Origin of the sequence: Streptomyces sp. NPDC096079, assembly GCF_040303145.1 — a bacterium.
In the GTDB taxonomy this organism is placed as follows: domain Bacteria; phylum Actinomycetota; class Actinomycetes; order Streptomycetales; family Streptomycetaceae; genus Streptomyces.
This window is the reverse complement of record NZ_JBEOST010000019.1, coordinates 70,155-86,853: the sequence shown is the minus strand read 5'-3', so window position 1 is coordinate 86,853 and position 16,699 is coordinate 70,155. Positions and strand designations below refer to the sequence as shown.

Sequence of the window (16,699 nt, the reverse complement as noted above, 5' to 3'; positions counted from 1 at the left end):
CCCCCCTGACCGTCCCCGACCTCGCCGACGCCGTCGAGCTCTCCTGCGACGTGCTCGTCATCGGCGGCGGCACCGCCGGCACGATGGCGGCGCTGACCGCCGCCGAGCGCGGGGCGGACGTCCTGCTCCTGGAGAAGGCGCACGTCCGCCACTCCGGCGCCCTCGCCATGGGCATGGACGGCGTCAACAACGCGGTGGTGCCCGGCCGGGCCGAACCCGACGACTACGTCGCCGAGATCACCCGCGCGAACGACGGCCTGGTCGACCAGTCGACCGTCCGGCAGACGGCGACCCGCGGCTTCGCGATGGTCCGGCGCCTGGAGTCGTACGGGGTGAAGTTCGAGAAGGACGAGCACGGGGAGTACGCCGTCCGGCAGGTGCACCGCTCCGGCTCGTACGTGCTGCCGATGCCCGAGGGCAAGGACGTGAAGAAGGTCCTCTACCGGCAGCTGCGGCGGCGCGAGATGCGGGAGCGGATCCGCATCGAGAACCGGGTCATGCCCGTGCGGGTGCTCACCCACCCGGAGGACGGCCGGGCCGTCGGCGCGGCCGGTCTCCACACCCGCACCGGGGAGTTCGTCGTGGTGCGCGCCGGGGCGGTGATCCTGGCCACCGGCCCCTGCGGGCGGCTCGGCCTGCCCGCCTCCGGCTACCTCTACGGGACGTACGAGAACCCGACGAACGCCGGCGACGGCTACGCCATGGCGTACCACGCGGGCGCCGCGCTCACCGGGATCGAGTGCTTCCAGATCAACCCCCTGATCAAGGACTACAACGGTCCGGCCTGTGCCTACGTCGCCAACCCCTTCGGGGGGTACCAGGTGAACCGGCACGGCGAGCGGTTCGTCGAGTCGGACTACTGGTCGGGGCAGATGATGGCCGAGTTCGCGGCCGAACTGGCCTCGGACCGGGGGCCGGTGTACCTGAAGCTGAGCCATCTGCCCGAGGAGACGATCGGCGCGGTCGAGTCGATCCTGCACACCACGGAGCGGCCCACCCGGGGGACCTTCCACGAGAACCGGGGACACGACTACCGGACCCACGACATCGAGATGCACATCTCGGAGATCGGCCTGTGCGGCGGCCATTCGGCCTCCGGGGTTCGGGTCGACGACCACGCCCGCACGACCGTGCCCCGGCTGTACGCGGCCGGCGACCTGGCCTCCGTACCGCACAACTACATGATCGGAGCGTTCGTCTTCGGAGACCTGGCGGGCGAGGACGCCTCCCGGTACCGGGCCTACGAGGGCGAGTTGGACCGCGCTCAGATCGAGGCCGCGCACGCGCTCGTCTACCGGCCGCTGCGGAACCCCGACGGGCCGCCGCAGCCGCAGGTCGAGTACAAGCTGCGCCGGTTCGTCAACGACTACGTGGCGCCGCCGAAGACCGGCGCGAAACTCTCCCTGGCCGTCGAGGCGTTCGACCGGATGACGACGGAGATCGCCGGGATGGGGGCGCGCACGGCGCACGAGCTGATGCGCTGCGCGGAGGTGTCGTTCATCCGGGACTGCGCCGAGATGGCGGCGCGGGCCTCGCTCGCCCGGACGGAGTCCCGCTGGGGTCTCTACCACGAGCGGCTCGACCATCCCGAGCGGGACGACACGGACTGGCTGCACCATCTGGACCTGCGCAAGTCCCCTTCCGGGGCGATGGAGTTCACGGCGCGCCCCGTCGAGCCGTACGTCGTCCCGGTGCCGGAGTTCTCGCCGCCCGGCGGGCCCGAGCGGCTCCTGGGCGAGGCGAAGCTGGTGCCGGTGGCCACGGCCGGGGCGCGGGACGCCGTCCCCGCGGCCCGGGACCCCCGCCCGGGCCCCGCGGGGGCGCCGCCCGGGGCGCCGGCGGCGGGACCGAACCCGCGGCTGCTCCGGCTGCTCGCGCTGGTCGAGGACTCCCCCGATCTGGAGGCCCTCGGCCCGTACCTGGCCGACGCCGATCCGGCGGTGCGGGCCGCCGCGGTCACCGCGCTCGGGGAGACCGCGCCGGCCGGGACCGGTCCGGTGCTCGCCGCCCGGCTGCGGGACACGGCGGCTCCGGTCAGGGCCGCGGCCTCGGCCGCGCTGCGGGAGCTGGTCGAGGTGCTGCCCGCCGAGCCGGCGCTCGGCACGGGGCTCCGGGAGGCCCTCGGCGTGGCCGATCCGGCGGTGCGGGCCGCCGCGCTCGACGTCCTGCGGGCCCTGCGGCTCGGGGACGCCCCGCTGTTCGCGGGCGCGCTCGCCGACACGGCGGTGGAGGTGCGCGTCCAGGCCGTGCGGGCCCTGGTGTCGGTGGACGCGGTGGCGGACCTCGCGCGCGGGGCCGCCGACCCGGCGCGTGAGGTCCGGGTCGCGGTGGCCCGGGGCCTCGCGGCCGTACGGACCCCCGCGCCGGAGCCGCTGGGGCCGCTGCTCGACGACCCCGACCCGCTGGTGCGGGGCGCGGCCCTGGCCGCGCTGGCGGGCACCGGCTGCCCGCCTGCGTACGCGGCGGGGGCGGGGGCGGCCCTCGCCGACGGTGCCTGGCAGGTGCGGTCCGGGGCGGCGACCGCGCTCCGGGCCGCGCCGCCGGACCTGGCGGTCCCGGCGCTGGCGGGGGCGCTCGCCGACGGGAACGCGGACGTGCGCAAGGCCGCCGTCCTGTCGCTCCTGGCGCACCGGGCGGAGCCGGCGGCGCGCGCCGCGCTCGCCGGGGCTTGTGACGACCCGGACGCCGACGTCCGCGTCTACGCCGCCCGCGCGGCCCGCTGAGCCGTTCGGCGTACCCGGGGTGTGGTGGTCGTCGGCGCGGGGAAGGGGCGCACGGACTCAGACGACGAGGAGGTGGTGCCGGTGTCGGGGCCGACGACCGGGGACGCGGGAGGCGCACCGTGCTGGCTGAATCTGTCCGCGCGCGACCTGGAGGCGACGGAGCGCTTCTACCGGGCGGTGCTCGGCTGGACGTTCCGGCCGGGTGATCTGGGCGACGCGTACGTGGTGGGTGAGCGGGACGGGGTGCCGGTGGCGGGGATCTCGACGGTGGCGTCCGAGCCCGCGGCGCCGGTGGCCTGGACGGTGTTCTTCGGCGTCGACGACGCCGACACGGCGGTGGCGCGGATCCGGGAGCGCGGCGGGACGGTCGGCGTGGGCCCCATGGCGTTCTCGCCCCATGGCCGCGCGGCGTTCGCGACGGACCTGGAGGGCGCGGTGTTCGGAGTCTGGGAGGGGCGGCTCGTCTCGCGGTGGCACGTCGGTGAACGGCAGGCGCCGGCCTGGGTGGAGCTGCACAGCCGCGACGCGTTCGCCGCGGCGGTGTTCTACGGCGGGGTGCTCGGCTGGGCGGACGGGAGTCCGGGCGCCAGCGAGGTGTCGTACGAGCACGAACGGGTGGTGCTGCGGCGGGACGGCGAGGCCGTCGCCCGCCTGAACAGCGGTCCGGTCGAGTCCGGCTCGCCGAGCCCGCAGTTGCGGCCCCGCTGGCTGGTCCGCTTCCGGGTGCGGGATCTGGAGGCGGCGCGGGCGGCGGTCGTGGCGCACGGCGGTTCGGTGGTGCCGGGCGGCGAGTGGGCCGGGGTGCGGCCGCCGGGCGGCGACGACGAGCGGCGGGTGGTGGTCCTCGACCCGGACGGGGCGCTGTTCACCGTGGAGGCGGAGGCCGCGGGCTGACCCGGCCCCGTGCGGGACGGGACGCGGCACGAGCCGTGGCCACGGCCGCCGGCCCCGGTGGGGCGCGGCGGCCTGAAGCACGTCCGGGCGGCCGTCAGTGCGCGGCGGCGCGGGCGGCGACGCCGGCGAGGAGGCGCTCGCGCTGGGCCGGGTCGGTCGCCAGGTCGATGGCGGTCCACGCCATGGCGAGCCCGCCGTCGAGGACGGCGCGGTCGGCGGCGGCCGTGGTGCCGTACCGGGTGAAGTCCGGGTGGTGCATGATCGTGTCGCCGCAGTCGTACCCGATGGAGGGGTGGATCGTCGGGACGAGGTGCGAGACGTTGCCCATGTCGGTCGAACCGCCGCGCAGGCCGGGGTCGTTGGGCAGGACGGTGCGGCCGAGGGCCTCGGCGGCGGCCTGGTAGCTCCGGCCCATCGCGAGGTCCTGGCGCAGGTCGGCGTAGTCGTTGCCGACGGTCTCCAGGAGGAGTTCGGCGCCGGTGGCGAGGGCGCCGGCCTCGAAGCAGGCGCGCACCCGTCCCTGGAGTTCGGCGAGCTGCTCGCTGGTGCCGGCGCGGACGTCGTAGGTCGCGGTGGCGCGGCCGGGGATGACGTTCGCCGCGTCGCCGGCCGAGGTGACGACGCCGGAGACGACGGCGCCGGGGACCATCTGCTGACGGTGGGCGGCGATCGCGACCTGGGCGATCATCATCGCGTCGGCGGCGTTCACCCCGCGGTGCGGCATCGCGGCGGCGTGCGCCGGGACCCCGGTGTAGGCGACGGACAGGCTGCTGATGGCGAGGGTGGACAGCCCCACGGCGTCCTGCGGCGCGGCGTGCACCATCATGGCGGTCGCCACGTCGTCGAAGGCGCCCGCGCGGAGCATGTCGACCTTGCCGCCGCCCGACTCCTCGGCGGGGGTGCCGAGGAGCGCGACGGTGAGGCCGAGTTCGTCGGCGAGCGGCGCGAGGGCGAGGGCGGCGGCCACGGAGGCCGAGCCGTTGACGTTGTGGCCGCAGGCGTGGCCGATCCCGGGGAGGGCGTCGTACTCGGCGCAGATCGCGACGACCAGGTCGCCGCTGCCGGCGGTGGCCCGGAAGGCCGTCGGCAGTCCGTACGCCTCGCGGGTCACGTCGAAGCCGGCGCGCTCCACGAGGTCGGTGATCCGGCGGGCCGCGCGGTGCTCCTCGTAGGCGAGTTCGGGATCGGCGTGCAGGGCGTGGCTGAGGCCGATGACCGCGTCCTGGTGGCGGGTCAGGGTGGCCCGGCCGTGCTCGCGGGCCGTGGTGGTCGTCGTCATCGGAGGTCCTTGGACGGGGTGCGGTAGAGGAGGGAGGCGACGCCGCCGGCGACGGAGATCACGGCGCACAGCACCCAGGAGGTGGTGTAGGCGCCGAGGTCCGGCAGGGTGTGGCCGGCGGGGGTGCGACCGGCGAAGACCGTGAGGACCGCGGCGGCGCCGAGCGAGCCGCCGACGTTGATGATCAGCTCGTTGATGCCGGAGCCGACGGACGTGCGGTCGTGGGGGACGGATTCGACGGCGAGGGTGCGCGTGGAGTGCTGGAGGAAGCCGTTGCCGAGTCCGGCGAGCGCCGTGCCGAGGAGGAAGACCGGCGCGGAGGAGTGCACGGCGAGGACGACGCCGTATCCGACGGCCATGAGGGCGGAGCCGGTGACGAGCGTGAGCCGGTCGGTGATGCGGGCGGCGACGGCGGGCGCGGCGAGCGCGCCGAGGGCCATCGCGAGGAGGTTGGGGAGCATGCCGAGGCCGATGACGGCGGGGCCGTAGCCGAAGCCGTACCCGGTCTCGTCGGGGCTCGTGCCGAGGAAGACCGGGTGGGCGACCTGGAGTCCGAGCATGCAGAAGCTGAAGGAGAGCGTCACGACGGAGACCACGACCACGTTGCGCCGGGCGAACATCCGGACGTCGATCATGGGCTCGGCGGTACGGAGTTCCACCAGCACCCACAGGGCGGTGACGAGCACGCCGCCGACCAGCGTCGCGAGGGTCCGAGCGGAGCCCCACTCCCAGCCGGGGGTGCCGCCGAGACCGAGGGCGAGCATCAGGGCGACGAGACCGACGCAGAGCAGCACCGCCCCCGCCCAGTCGACGGAGCCTCCCGGCCGGTCCTCGGACTCGGGGAGCAGGGGCCAGGTCACGGCCAGCGCGATGCTCGCGCCGATGGCGGGCACCCAGAGGGCGGCGGTGGGGCTGTCGACGCTCGCGGCGATGAAGCCGCTCGACAGGAGGCCGACGGTGAGGCCGCCGATCAGCGCGGCGACCATGCGGCTGATGCCGCGGCGGCTCTCCGCGTCGCCGCCGTCGGGGCGGTTGCGGAGGATGCCGACGAGCAGCGGGAAGAAGCCGGCGATGGCGCCCTGGAGGATCTGTCCGGCGAGCAGCACCGGGAAGGAGCGGCTCAGCCCGACGAGCACGGAGCCGGCGATGACGATCGCGAGGTTCCAGCGCAGCAGGCGGCGGTGGCCGTGGAGGTCGCCCATGCGGGCGAGGACCGGCGTGAAGGCGACGCTGGCCAGCAGGTTCGCGATGCTGATCCAGTTCAGGTCGGCGGCGGTGACCTTCAGGGTGTCGGTGAGGCCCTTGAGCAGCGGGGAGAGGAAGCCCTGGGTGATGCCGCTGGAGAGCTCGACGAGCGCGACCGAGGCGATGACCGCGCCGGCGGGGACGGGCCGTACGGCTCTTCTCCGGCCGGGGGCGGTGCGGGTACCGACGTCCGTCATACGTACTACCTCTTCGGGAGGGCCGTGGGGGCTCGATCAAGGAAGGGGGCCGCCCGACGGGTGGGGAACGGGGGCGGAAGATGCACCACAATGTGGCGAGCGAACGGCACTTCGGGCAAGACTTGCCTGTGAAGACGGCCGATTGCGGCAGCGGGTGGGGGGCCTGCGGCGGATTCGGGCACCAGGAGGTCCCGCAGGGCGTCTTCGGGCGGGTCCCCGCGCGGGAGGAGACGGGACGGGATGACCACGGAGCGTGGCGAGCGGTACGGAGACGGCGGCGCGGCCGCGACGGGCCCCGGTCCCCGGGGCGGGGCCGTCGGCGGTTCCGGGCCCGGCGGCGGCCTGGACGCGCTGGACCACGGGATCCTCAAGGTCCTGCACCGCGACCCCCGCGCCCCCTTCGCGGAGGTCGCCGCGGCCGTCGGGGCGCACGAGCGGACCGTCGCCCGACGCCTGGAGCGGATGACCGCCGACGGCCGGGTCGCGTTCGTCGCGGCGCTGATCCCCGAGTACCAGCACGAGGGGGTGACGGCGGAGATCGCCGTACGGTGCGCGCCCGGGCGCGTCCACGAGGTGGCGCTGACGCTCGCCGCGCTGGACGAGACGCGGTCCGTGGAGGTCGCCACGGGAGCCCTCGACGTGTTCGTCGAGCTCCAGGCGGCCGGTCACGACGAGCTGCTCACCCTGGTCGACACGGTGATCGGACGGCTCGACGGGGTCGTGGACATCCACTCGGCGGTGGTGCTCCGGCTGCTGCTCACGGCCAGCGACTGGGCGCCGTACGACGACGAGCCCACGGACGTGCGGCGGCACGCCATCGAGGGCACCGCCCTGCCGGAGCCGCCGGTGGTGGACGAGCTCGACCGGCGGCTCGTCGAGCTGCTCCGGCGCGACGCCCGGATGTCGACGACCCGTCTCGCACGGGAGCTGAGCGTCGGCGAGACGACGGCCCGGCGGCGCCTGGCCCGGCTGACGGCCTCGCACGTGCTGCACCTGCGGCTGCACGCCGATCCGGCGGTCCTGGGCTACCCGGTGGAGGCGCGGTTCCGGCTGGCGGTGCCGCACCGGGAGCTCGACGCGGCGATCCGGCTGCTCGCGCGGGAACCCGCGCTGCGGCACCTGGTGGTCACGAGCGGAGGAACGAGCCTGCTGGGGTACTCCAGCCACCGGGACACCCGCGACGTCCAGGACTTCACGACCCGGGTCTTCGCCCGCCTGGAGGGCGTGACGTCGACGGAGACGGCGCTGCTGATGCGTACGTACAAGAGGGCGGGCTTCACGACGACGGAGGCCTGAGGGTGGCCGAGGCCTGAGGGGCAGCCGAGGTCTGAGCGCCCGCCAAGGCCTGAGGGGCAGCCGAGGCCTGAGCAACCGCCGAGGTCTGAGCGCCCGCCAAGGCCTGAGGGGCAGCCGAGGCCTGAGGGCCGCCGAGGCCTGAGGGACGCCAAGGCCTGAGGGACGCCAAGGCCTGAGGGACGGTCGCACGGGACCGGTTCCGTACGCCGGGCGCCGTGCGGCCCCGCCGGTCACCCGTGGGCGACCGGCGGGGCCTCCTGGTCCGGTGGGCGCCTCTGCGGTCCGCCCCCGGACGGGTGGCGCCGCCGCGGGCCGTCCCCACGTGCTCCCCGGCGGCGCGACCCGGTCCTCGCCGCCGTCAGGCGGCCGTGGCCCGTGGGGCCGGGCGCGGGCCGGTGCCGGGCTCGGCGTCCCGGTCGTCCCCGGCGGCCGGTGCCGCGGCCTTCGCGGGGATCAGCGCGGCGACCACCGAGGCCACGAGGCCGACGCCGCAGCCGATGAGCATCGCGACGCGGAAGCCGTCCTCGGAGGGCAGCGCGTGGCCGCCGAGCGTGGTGGTCAGCTGGGCGAGGACGACGCCGATGACGGCGGCCGACACGGAGGTGCCGATGGACCGCATCAGGGTGTTGAAGCTGTTGGCGGAGGCGGTCTCCTCCTGCGGGACCGCGCCCATGATGAGGGCCGGCATGGCGCCGTAGGCGAGGCCGACACCCGTGTTGCAGATGAGGGTCACGGTGAGCAGCCCCCAGGTGGAGCCCATCAGGGCGAGGGAGGAGCCGTATCCGGCGGAGATGACGAGCGCGCCGACGGAGAGCGTGACCTTGGGGCCGCGGGCGGCGGAGAGCTTGGCGCCGAGCGGCGCCAGGATCATCATCATCAGGCCCGCCGGGGCCATCCAGAGGCCCATGGCCATCATCGACTGGCCGAGGCCGTACCCGGTGGCCTCGGGCAGCTGGAACAGCTGGGGGACGACCAGGGACTGCGCGTACATGGCGAAGCCGACCAGGACCGAGGCCGCGTTGGTCATGAGGACGACCGGGCGTGCGGTCACCCGCAGGTCGACGAGCGGCTCGGGGGTGCGCAGTTCCCAGGCGCCCCAGGCAAGCAGTACGACGGCCGCGACGGCGAAGAGGCCGAGGGTGGTGCCGCTGCCCCAGCCCCAGGTCGCGCCCTTGGACACGGCGAGCAGGAGGGCGACGAGCCCGACGCCGAGGCCGAGCGCGCCCGGCACGTCGAAGCGGCCGGGGGCGGCGGCCCGCCGCCCGTCGGGGACGACGCGCCAGACCAGGGCGCCGACCAGGAGGCTGAGGCCGGCGGCGACCCAGAAGAGCACGCGCCAGCTGGCGTTCTCGGCGACGGCGGCGGAGAAGGGCAGGCCGAGGGCGCCGCCGACGCCCATGGAGGCGCTCATCAGGGCGATGGAGCCGCCGAGCCGCTCCGGCGGCAGGATGTCGCGGAGCAGGCTGATGCCGAGCGGCACGACGCCCATGCCGAGGCCCTGGAGTCCGCGTCCGACGATCATCGGGACGACGGAGGAGGCGAGCGCGCAGACGACGGAGCCGACGACGAGCGGGATCACGGAGGCGAGCAGGACGCGCCGCTTGCCGAGGGTGTCGCCGAGACGTCCGGCGACGGGGGTGGCGACGGCTCCGGCGAGCAGGGTGGCGGTGATCACCCAGGACGCGTCGGAGGCGCTGGTGCCGAGCAGCTTCGGGAGGTCGCCGATGAGCGGCACCACCAGGGTCTGCATGAGTGCGGCGACGATGCCGGCCATGGCGAGGACGCCGACGACGCCGCCGGGGCGGGCGTCGGGCTTGGAGCCGTCCACGGGTTCTCCCTCATAGGTTCTTTCGGTATGTGCATGATGCACATCTATTGCTGCATACACAAGCTGTGCAGGATGCACATGCTTGCGGGACAGGAGAGAATGCCCCCATGGACAAGCCCACCCACCTGGTCGAGTTCGAGAGCATGCTGCTCGGACGCCACGCCCACCTGTACGGGCCCCGCGCCCGCGCGGCCGGCGGCCAGCTCGACCGCAGCGCGTACGTGCTCCTCACCCGCATCCGGATGCACGGGCCGATGTCCATCGGGCAGCTCAGCGAGGCCTTCGGCCTCGACGCGTCGACCCTCAACCGGCAGACCGCCGCGATGCTGCGCGCCGGAGTCGTCGAGCGCATCCCGGACCCGGACGGCGGCATCGCCCGCAAGTTCCGCATCACGGAGGAGGGCGAGCGACGGCTCGACGCCGACCGGGCCTCGAACGTCCAGGGCCTCGAACGGGTGCTGGAGGAGTGGTCACCGGAGGACGTGTCCCGCTTCGCGGCCTACCTCGAACGCTTCAACCGGGACATCGAGCGCCTCGAAGGCCGCCCCTGGCCGCGCCCGTAGCCTCCCTCAGACACCCCGTGGCACCCGCGCCCGCCGATCCGCCGTCGCCAGGGCGGTGTTGACGAGCGCGACGAGGCCGAAGGCGGTGGCCCACACCGGCCGGCCGAGGGCGAGGAGCGCGGCCGCCGCCGCGCCGAACACCAGGGCCTGCACGAGCAGGACGACCCCGAGCGGCACCCGGAACCGCGCCCTGGGCGCGGCGAACAGGCCCCACACGACGGCCGCGAGGGCGGGCGCGGCCACCGCGCACAGCAGTCGGAGCGCCACGTTCTCCGCGGCTTCCCAGCCCCACCACGCCAGGACGGCCAGGGCGGCGAGTTCGAGCAGGAACGCCAGGCCCTCGTTGCACACGTACAGCGGAGCGGGCAGCTTCACCGGGCAGCCTCTCGACGTCGATCAGGTATGCGGACGGCCCGAGCCTAGGCGCCGCACGCCCCTTCCGTCAGAAGTCTTTACCTCCGGGCCCCACAGGGGTAACTTCCGGCCGACGCAAGACGTTTCAGAAACTTTCCGACCGCGTTTCCATCGGTGTCAATCCCCTCGCCCCACCGACCCGGCACGGAAGCGCCTCCGCCTGGAGCACGAGATGAGCCGCATCCCCCTTCGCCGGCCCGGACGCCCCGTGGCCGTCCTGACCGTGGCCGCCGGTCTGTTCGGTCTGGCCGCCGCGCCACCCGACGCCCCCTCACTCCCGACCGCCCCGGTCGCCGCCGTCGCGGACACCACCGCGACGGTCTTCTACTGGACGAAGACGAAGAACTGGCCCGCCTACAAGCTGCATTACGCCCCCGACGGCGGCTCCTGGACCACCGTCCCCGGCGTCGCCATGGAGCCCGCCTGCACGGACTGGGTGAAGAGGACCGTGAGCCTGGGCACGGCCGCCGGACTCCAGGCCACCTTCAACGACGGGAACGGCACCTGGGACAACAACGGCGGCGCGAACTACGCCCTGGGCTCCGGAAACATCACCGTCAAGGACGGGGTCGTCGCCCACTCCGACCCGTGCGGGGACACCGTGCCCACGCCCGCCGCGAAGGCGACGGTCTACTACTCCACCGAGGCGCTCGGCTGGTCCACCGCCAACCTCCACTACCAGCCCGCGGGCGGCGCCTGGACCGCCGTCCCGGGCGTCGGCATGCAGGCCGCCTGCGCCGGCTGGTGGAAGCGGGAGATCGAACTGGGCTCGGCCGCCTCCTTCAAGGCCGCCTTCAACAACGGCAACGGCACCTGGGACAACAACGGCGGCTCCGACTACGTGATCGGCACGGGCGTCTCCACCGTGCGGAACCGGGTGGTGACCCCGAACGCCGTCGACCCCTGCGCCGCGACCCCGCCCGACACCCAGGCCCCCACCGCACCGGCACGGCTGACGGCCTCCGCCGACGGCGTCTCCGTCCTGCTCTCCTGGGACCCCGCCACCGACGACCGGGGCGTGACGAAGTACCAGCTCACCCGGACCGGCGGCAGCGGCGGCACGGTCGTGACCGACGTCGGATCGACGGTGTACTCCGACACCGGCCTGGCCGAACGGACCGCGTACACCTACACGGTGCGGGCCGTGGACGCCGCCGGGAACGTCTCCGCCGCCTCGGCCGCCGCGACCGCCACCACCGGAGACGCGCCCGCCACGCCCGCGACCGGGAAGCCGCTGGGCACCGACCCGCGCAAGGATCCGATCTACTTCGTCCTGACCGCCCGCTTCAACGACGGCGACCCGTCCAACAACCGGGGCGGCAGCCAGCACGTGAAGTCGGGCAACGCCGCGAACGACGACCCCATGTTCCGGGGCGACTTCAAGGGCCTCATCCAGAAGCTGGACTACGTCAAGGGCCTCGGGTTCTCGGCGATCTGGGTCACCCCCGTGGTCCTCAACCGCTCGGACTACGACTACCACGGCTACCACGGCTGGGACTTCTACCGGGTCGACCCGCGCCTGGAGTCCGCCGGCGCCTCCTACCAGGACCTCATCGACGCGGCGCACGCCAAGGGCATGAAGATCTACCAGGACGTCGTCTACAACCACTCCTCCCGCTGGGGCGCGAAGGGCCTCTTCGTCCCGACCGTGTACGGCGTGCGGGACAGCCAGTGGAGCTGGTACTACGACGAGAGGCAGCCCGGCTTCGAGTACGACGGCCTGACCGTCGACGCGAAGACCGGCAGGTCGTACTACAACGGTGACCTCTGGTCGACGGCCGAACCCGCCGGCAACACCTGTGTGAACTGGGGCAAGCCGACCGGCGGGAAGAGCGCCGAGGGGTACACGGTGTACAACTGCCAGTGGCCGAGCCCCACGTCGGGGATGTTCCCGAAGGACCTCTACCACCAGTGCTGGATCGGCAACTGGGAGGGCGAGGACTCGCGCTCCTGCTGGCTGCACGAGGACCTGGCGGACCTGAACACCGAGAACCCGGCCGTCCAGAACTACCTGATCGGCGCCTACGCCAAGTACATCGACATGGGCGTCGACGGATTCCGCGTCGACACGGCCGTGCACATCCCGCGCACCACCTGGAACCGCCGCTTCCTGCCCGCCATCCAGGAGCGGGTCGCCCAGCGCCACGGCGCCGAGGCCGCGAAGAACTTCTTCGTCTTCGGCGAGGTCGCCGCGTTCGTCAACGACAAGTGGAACCGGGGCTCGGTCAACCACTCCGCGCAGTTCTACACCTGGAAGGAGCGCAAGGAGTACGACGCCGACGACGCCAGGGCCGCGCTGGAGATGTACGACTACGAGCAGCAGCAGGGCACCGGCAACCAGCCCACCTCCGCCAACGCCTTCCTCGTCGGGAACAGCTACCACACCCCCGACCACAGCCGCTTCTCGGGCATGAACGTCATCGACATGCGCATGCACATGAACTTCGGTGACGCGCAGAACGCCTTCTCCAACGGCAAGGACTCCGACGACAGTTACAACGACGCCACCTACAACGTCGTCTACGTCGACAGCCACGACTACGGCCCGAACAAGTCGAGCGAGCGGTACGCGGGCGGCACCGACGCCTGGGCCGAGAACATGTCCCTGATGTGGACCTTCCGCGGCATCCCGACGCTGTACTACGGCTCCGAGATCGAGTTCCAGAAGGGCAGGAAGATCGACTGCGGGCCGACCTGCCCGCTCGCGACCACCGGCCGCGCCTACTTCGGCGAGCACGTCGCCGGCTCCGTCACGGCCTCCGGTTTCTCCCAGGTCTCCTCGGCGAGCGGCCCGGTCGCCACCACGCTCGAACAGCCCCTGGTCAAGCACGTCCAGCGGCTGAACCTGATCCGGCGGGCGATCCCGGCGCTCCAGACGGGCCAGTACTCCACCGAGGGCGTATCGGGCGGCATGGCGTTCAAGCGCCGTTACACCAGCGGCTCGACGGACAGCTTCGCCCTCGTCACCGTCTCGGGCGGCGCCACGTTCACCGGCGTCCCGAACGGCACGTACACGGACGCCGTCACCGGCGACGTCCGCGCCGTGACCGACGGCAGGCTCACGGTCGCCGCACCCGGCAGGGGCAACCTGCGGGTGTACGTGCTGAACGGCCCCGGCCGGATCGGCACGGCCGGCCCGTACCTCAAGTAGCGGCAGGGACCGGCGAGGGGGCGGAGGGACGAAAACCACCCCCTCGTCGCCATGTTCAAGTCAAGATTTTGTTACGTGAACGGGCTTGTCGGACAGAAGACTTCCTTCCGCACCGTCCGTCTGGGATCTTGCGTCCACCCCACACATCACAGGGCCCGGCCGGCGCCACCCGCGCCACCGGGCCATCGGAGGACGCATTGTTTTCCCACATATCCGGCCGCCTGAGACTGACGGCCCTCGCGCTCGGTACGACGCTGGCGCTCGCGGGACCGGTCTCGCTCGCCCAGGCCGCCCCGCTCGACAACGAGCCGCTCGCCGCCTTCACGGCGAACGCCCGGACGAACGCCGCGGCACCCGCCGCCTGGGCCGCGGGCACCCGGGCCTACCTGGTCATCACGGCCCCGGGCGACACGACCGCCGTCCGCACCGCCGTCGCGAACAACGGCGGCTCGGTCTTCGCCTCGTACGACGCGATCGGCGTGATCGTCGCGCACTCGACCTCCGCCACCTTCGCCGCCACGATGCGCGGCGTCTCCGGCGTCCAGAAGGTCGGCGCGACCCGTACCTCCGACGTCCCCGCCGACGCCTACAACCCGGCGCTCCCGGCCAACCCCGCGCAGGCGACCGCGCCCACGACCGAGCCCGTCCGCTCGGACATGACCCAGATCAAGGCCGACCAGGCCTGGGCCGTCAACCCGGGTTCCGCCTCGGTCAAGGTCGGCATCCTGGACACCGGCGTGGACGACCAGCACCAGGACCTGGCGCCGAACTTCAACGCCGCGGACTCGGTCTCCTGCGCCTACGGCAAGGCGGACACCCGCGCCGGCGCCTGGCGCGACGTCGACCAGCACGGCACCCACGTCGCCGGCACGGTCGCGGCCGCCAAGAACGGCAAGGGCGCGATCGGCGTCGCCCCGGGCGTGAAGATCTCCTCGGTGCGCATCGCCGAGCCCGGCAGCACCCTGTTCTTCGCGGAGAACACCGTCTGCGGCCTCGTGTGGGCCGGTGACCACGGCTTCAAGGTCACCAACAACAGCTACTACACGGACCCGTGGCAGTTCAACTGCCCCAACGACCTCGACCAGGCGGCCATCCTGGAGGGCGTGGGCCGCGCCCAGGCGTACGCCGAGGGCAAGGGATCCCTCCAGGTCGCGGCGGCGGGCAACTCCAACGTCGACCTGGCCAACAAGACGACCGACTCGTCGAGCCCCAACGACTCGACGCCGGTGACCCGGACGATCACCAACGCCTGCCTCGACATCCCGGCCGAGCTGCCGGGCGTCGTCACGGTCGCCGCGAACGGGACCAGCGGCACGTCCAAGGCCTCCTTCTCCAACTACGGCCGTGACGTCATCGAGGTCTCGGCGCCCGGCGAGTCCGTCTACAGCACCGTCCCCGGCGGCAAGTACTCCTCGCTGAGCGGCACGTCGATGGCCTCCCCGCACGTGGCGGGCGTGGCCGCGCTGCTCGCCAGCGCCAACCCGGCGTACACCCCGGCGGACATCCGGGCGAAGCTCGGCGAGCAGGCCACCGACCTGGCCTGCCCGTCGGACGCCCGGTGCACCGGCACGACGGCGAAGAACAGCTTCTTCGGCGAGGGCCGCGTCGACGCCCTGAAGGCCGTCGGCGGCTCCACCCCGCCGGCCGGGGCGTACTTCGAGAACCTCACGGACGTCGCGGTCGCGGACAACAGCACGGTCGAGAGCCCGATCACGGTGAGCGGTGTGACGGGCAACGCGCCGGCCACCCTCAAGGTGGGCGTCGACATCAAGCACACGTACATCGGTGACCTGAAGGTCGACCTGGTCGCCCCGGACGGCACGGTCTACACGCTGCACAACCACACGGGCAGCGGTACGGACAACATCGTCCAGACGTACACGGTCAACGCCTCCTCGGAGGTCGCGAACGGCGTCTGGAAGCTCCGCGTGAACGACAACGCGAGCCAGGACACCGGGAAGATCGACGCCTGGAACCTGACCTTCTAGCACCCCCCGACCCGGGGAACGGGGCCGGAGCCGCGATGGCTCCGGCCCCGTTCGCGTACCCGGGGTAACTCCCGCGGGAAGAAAGTCCGTACCGAGGGGTAGGCCTCCCCCGGGCCCTTGTTGTACGTTCCGTCTAACAAGCTTGCTAGACGCACCGTCTAACAAGCGCCCGAGCCGCTCGCGCGACCCCGAGGAGCCGCACCATGGCACGCAGCACCGTCCGCCCGGACCACGAGAACGACGACGTCGCCGCGCGGCTGCTCCTGTCGGCCGCGAAGCTCTCCTACGACCCCGCCACCGAGGTCGACTGGGACACCCCCCTCGACAAGGACTTCCACGGCCAGAGCCCGGAGTGGAACAGCCTCTACGGGACCGCCTACTGGAACGAGATGAGCGAGGAGCAGCGCAAGGAGCTGACCCGCCAGGAGTCGGCCTCGGTCGCCAGCACCGGCATCTGGTTCGAGATGATCCTCCAGCAGATGGTGCTCCGCGACATCTACCTCATGGACCACACCGACCCCCGGTTCCAGTGGGCCCTCACGGAGATCGCCGACGAGTGCCGGCACTCCATCATGTTCGCCCGCGGCTCGCAGAAGCTCGGCGCGCCCTCGTACAAGCCCAAGCGCGCGGTGCTCGAACTCGGCCGCTTCATGAAGACCGTCGGCTTCGGCGAGGCGGCCTACGCCGGGATCCTCGTCGCCGAGGAGGTCCTCGACGTCATGCAGCGCGACTGGATGCGCGACGAGCGGGTCGCCCCCTTCGTCCGCACCATCAACAACATCCATGTCGTCGAGGAGTCCCGGCACATGAAGTTCGCCCGGGACGAGACCCGCCGCCACCTCGCCCGCGCGAGCCGGGCGCGCCGCCACTTCCAGGCGCTCGTCGTCGCCATCGCCGCGTACTACATCATCACCAGCCTGGTGAACCCGGAGGTGTACGTGCGGGCCGGCCTCGACCCCGAGCGCGCCCGCCGCGAGGCCGCCGCCAACGAGCACTACAAGGCACGGCTCCGCGCCAGCTGCGCCGGGCTGATGGAGTTCCTCGCCGACGTCGGGATGCTCACCCGCCCCGCGCTCTTCTTCTACCAGCGCGCGCACCTCGTCTGACCCGCCCCCGTCCCC

General features: G+C 73.2%; 11 protein-coding genes. 7 read left to right on the top strand and 4 right to left on the bottom strand.

The window, feature by feature from the left end; translation table 11 throughout:
- Nucleotides 1-5 precede the first annotated feature (5 nt).
- Together ABTY59_RS29700 and ABTY59_RS29695 are read left to right on the top strand one after the other, a co-directional pair.
- The gene (locus ABTY59_RS29700; protein WP_352022186.1) at nt 6-2,723 is read left to right on the top strand and encodes a fumarate reductase/succinate dehydrogenase flavoprotein subunit; all 2,718 of its coding nucleotides are present in this window, start codon (nt 6-8) and stop codon (nt 2,721-2,723) included.
- Between the two features lie 81 nt (nt 2,724-2,804).
- A complete protein-coding gene (locus ABTY59_RS29695) occupies nt 2,805-3,617 on the top strand; it encodes a VOC family protein (protein ID WP_352022140.1) in 813 nt (270 codons plus the stop codon).
- Nucleotides 3,618-3,711: 94 nt separating this feature from the next.
- Here ABTY59_RS29695 and ABTY59_RS29690 read toward each other — a convergent pair whose 3' ends face one another.
- Both ABTY59_RS29690 and ABTY59_RS29685 read right to left on the bottom strand, forming a co-directional pair.
- On the bottom strand, nt 3,712-4,896 hold the full coding sequence (locus ABTY59_RS29690; RefSeq protein WP_352022139.1) for a M20 family metallopeptidase: 1,185 nt from the start codon (nt 4,894-4,896) through the stop codon (nt 3,712-3,714).
- The gene (locus tag ABTY59_RS29685) at nt 4,893-6,338 is read right to left on the bottom strand and encodes an MFS transporter (protein ID WP_352022138.1); all 1,446 of its coding nucleotides are present in this window, start codon (nt 6,336-6,338) and stop codon (nt 4,893-4,895) included. Before ABTY59_RS29685 ends, ABTY59_RS29690 begins: the two co-directional genes overlap by 4 nt.
- Nucleotides 6,339-6,578: 240 nt before the next feature.
- On the opposite strand from ABTY59_RS29685, the gene ABTY59_RS29680 reads away from it, so the two are divergent.
- Entirely contained in the window at nt 6,579-7,634 is a 1,056-nt protein-coding gene (locus ABTY59_RS29680) for an Lrp/AsnC family transcriptional regulator (RefSeq protein WP_352022137.1), read from the top strand.
- Between the two features lie 358 nt (nt 7,635-7,992).
- Here the strand turns inward: ABTY59_RS29680 and ABTY59_RS29675 are convergent, their stop codons facing one another.
- Nucleotides 7,993-9,462, bottom strand: coding sequence for an MFS transporter (locus tag ABTY59_RS29675; RefSeq protein WP_352022136.1), 1,470 nt, complete (start codon nt 9,460-9,462; stop codon nt 7,993-7,995).
- 107 nt (nt 9,463-9,569) lie between these two features.
- Between ABTY59_RS29675 and ABTY59_RS29670 the strand changes: the two genes are divergently transcribed.
- Entirely contained in the window at nt 9,570-10,025 is a 456-nt protein-coding gene (locus ABTY59_RS29670) for a MarR family winged helix-turn-helix transcriptional regulator (protein WP_352022135.1), read from the top strand.
- Between the two features lie 6 nt (nt 10,026-10,031).
- Here ABTY59_RS29670 and ABTY59_RS29665 read toward each other — a convergent pair whose 3' ends face one another.
- Nucleotides 10,032-10,400, bottom strand: a complete 369-nt coding sequence (locus tag ABTY59_RS29665) for a YrdB family protein (protein ID WP_352022134.1) — start codon at nt 10,398-10,400, stop codon at nt 10,032-10,034.
- A 211-nt stretch (nt 10,401-10,611) separates the two neighbouring features.
- Here ABTY59_RS29665 and ABTY59_RS29660 point away from each other — a divergent pair, with 211 nt between their 5' ends.
- The 3 genes from ABTY59_RS29660 to ABTY59_RS29650 all read left to right on the top strand — a co-directional run bounded on the left by ABTY59_RS29660 (nt 10,612) and on the right by ABTY59_RS29650 (nt 16,684).
- Nucleotides 10,612-13,590 (top strand): carbohydrate binding domain-containing protein, encoded by a 2,979-nt coding sequence (locus ABTY59_RS29660; protein ID WP_352022133.1) that lies wholly within the window; start codon nt 10,612-10,614, stop codon nt 13,588-13,590.
- 227 nt (nt 13,591-13,817) lie between these two features.
- Complete coding sequence (locus ABTY59_RS29655) at nt 13,818-15,578, top strand: S8 family peptidase (protein ID WP_403539687.1); 1,761 nt, start codon at nt 13,818-13,820, stop codon at nt 15,576-15,578.
- 203 nt (nt 15,579-15,781) lie between these two features.
- Nucleotides 15,782-16,684 carry an AurF N-oxygenase family protein gene (locus tag ABTY59_RS29650; RefSeq protein ID WP_352022131.1) on the top strand — a complete coding sequence of 301 codons (903 nt, stop codon included), beginning with the start codon at nt 15,782-15,784 and terminating at the stop codon, nt 16,682-16,684.
- Nucleotides 16,685-16,699: the final 15 nt, after the last annotated feature.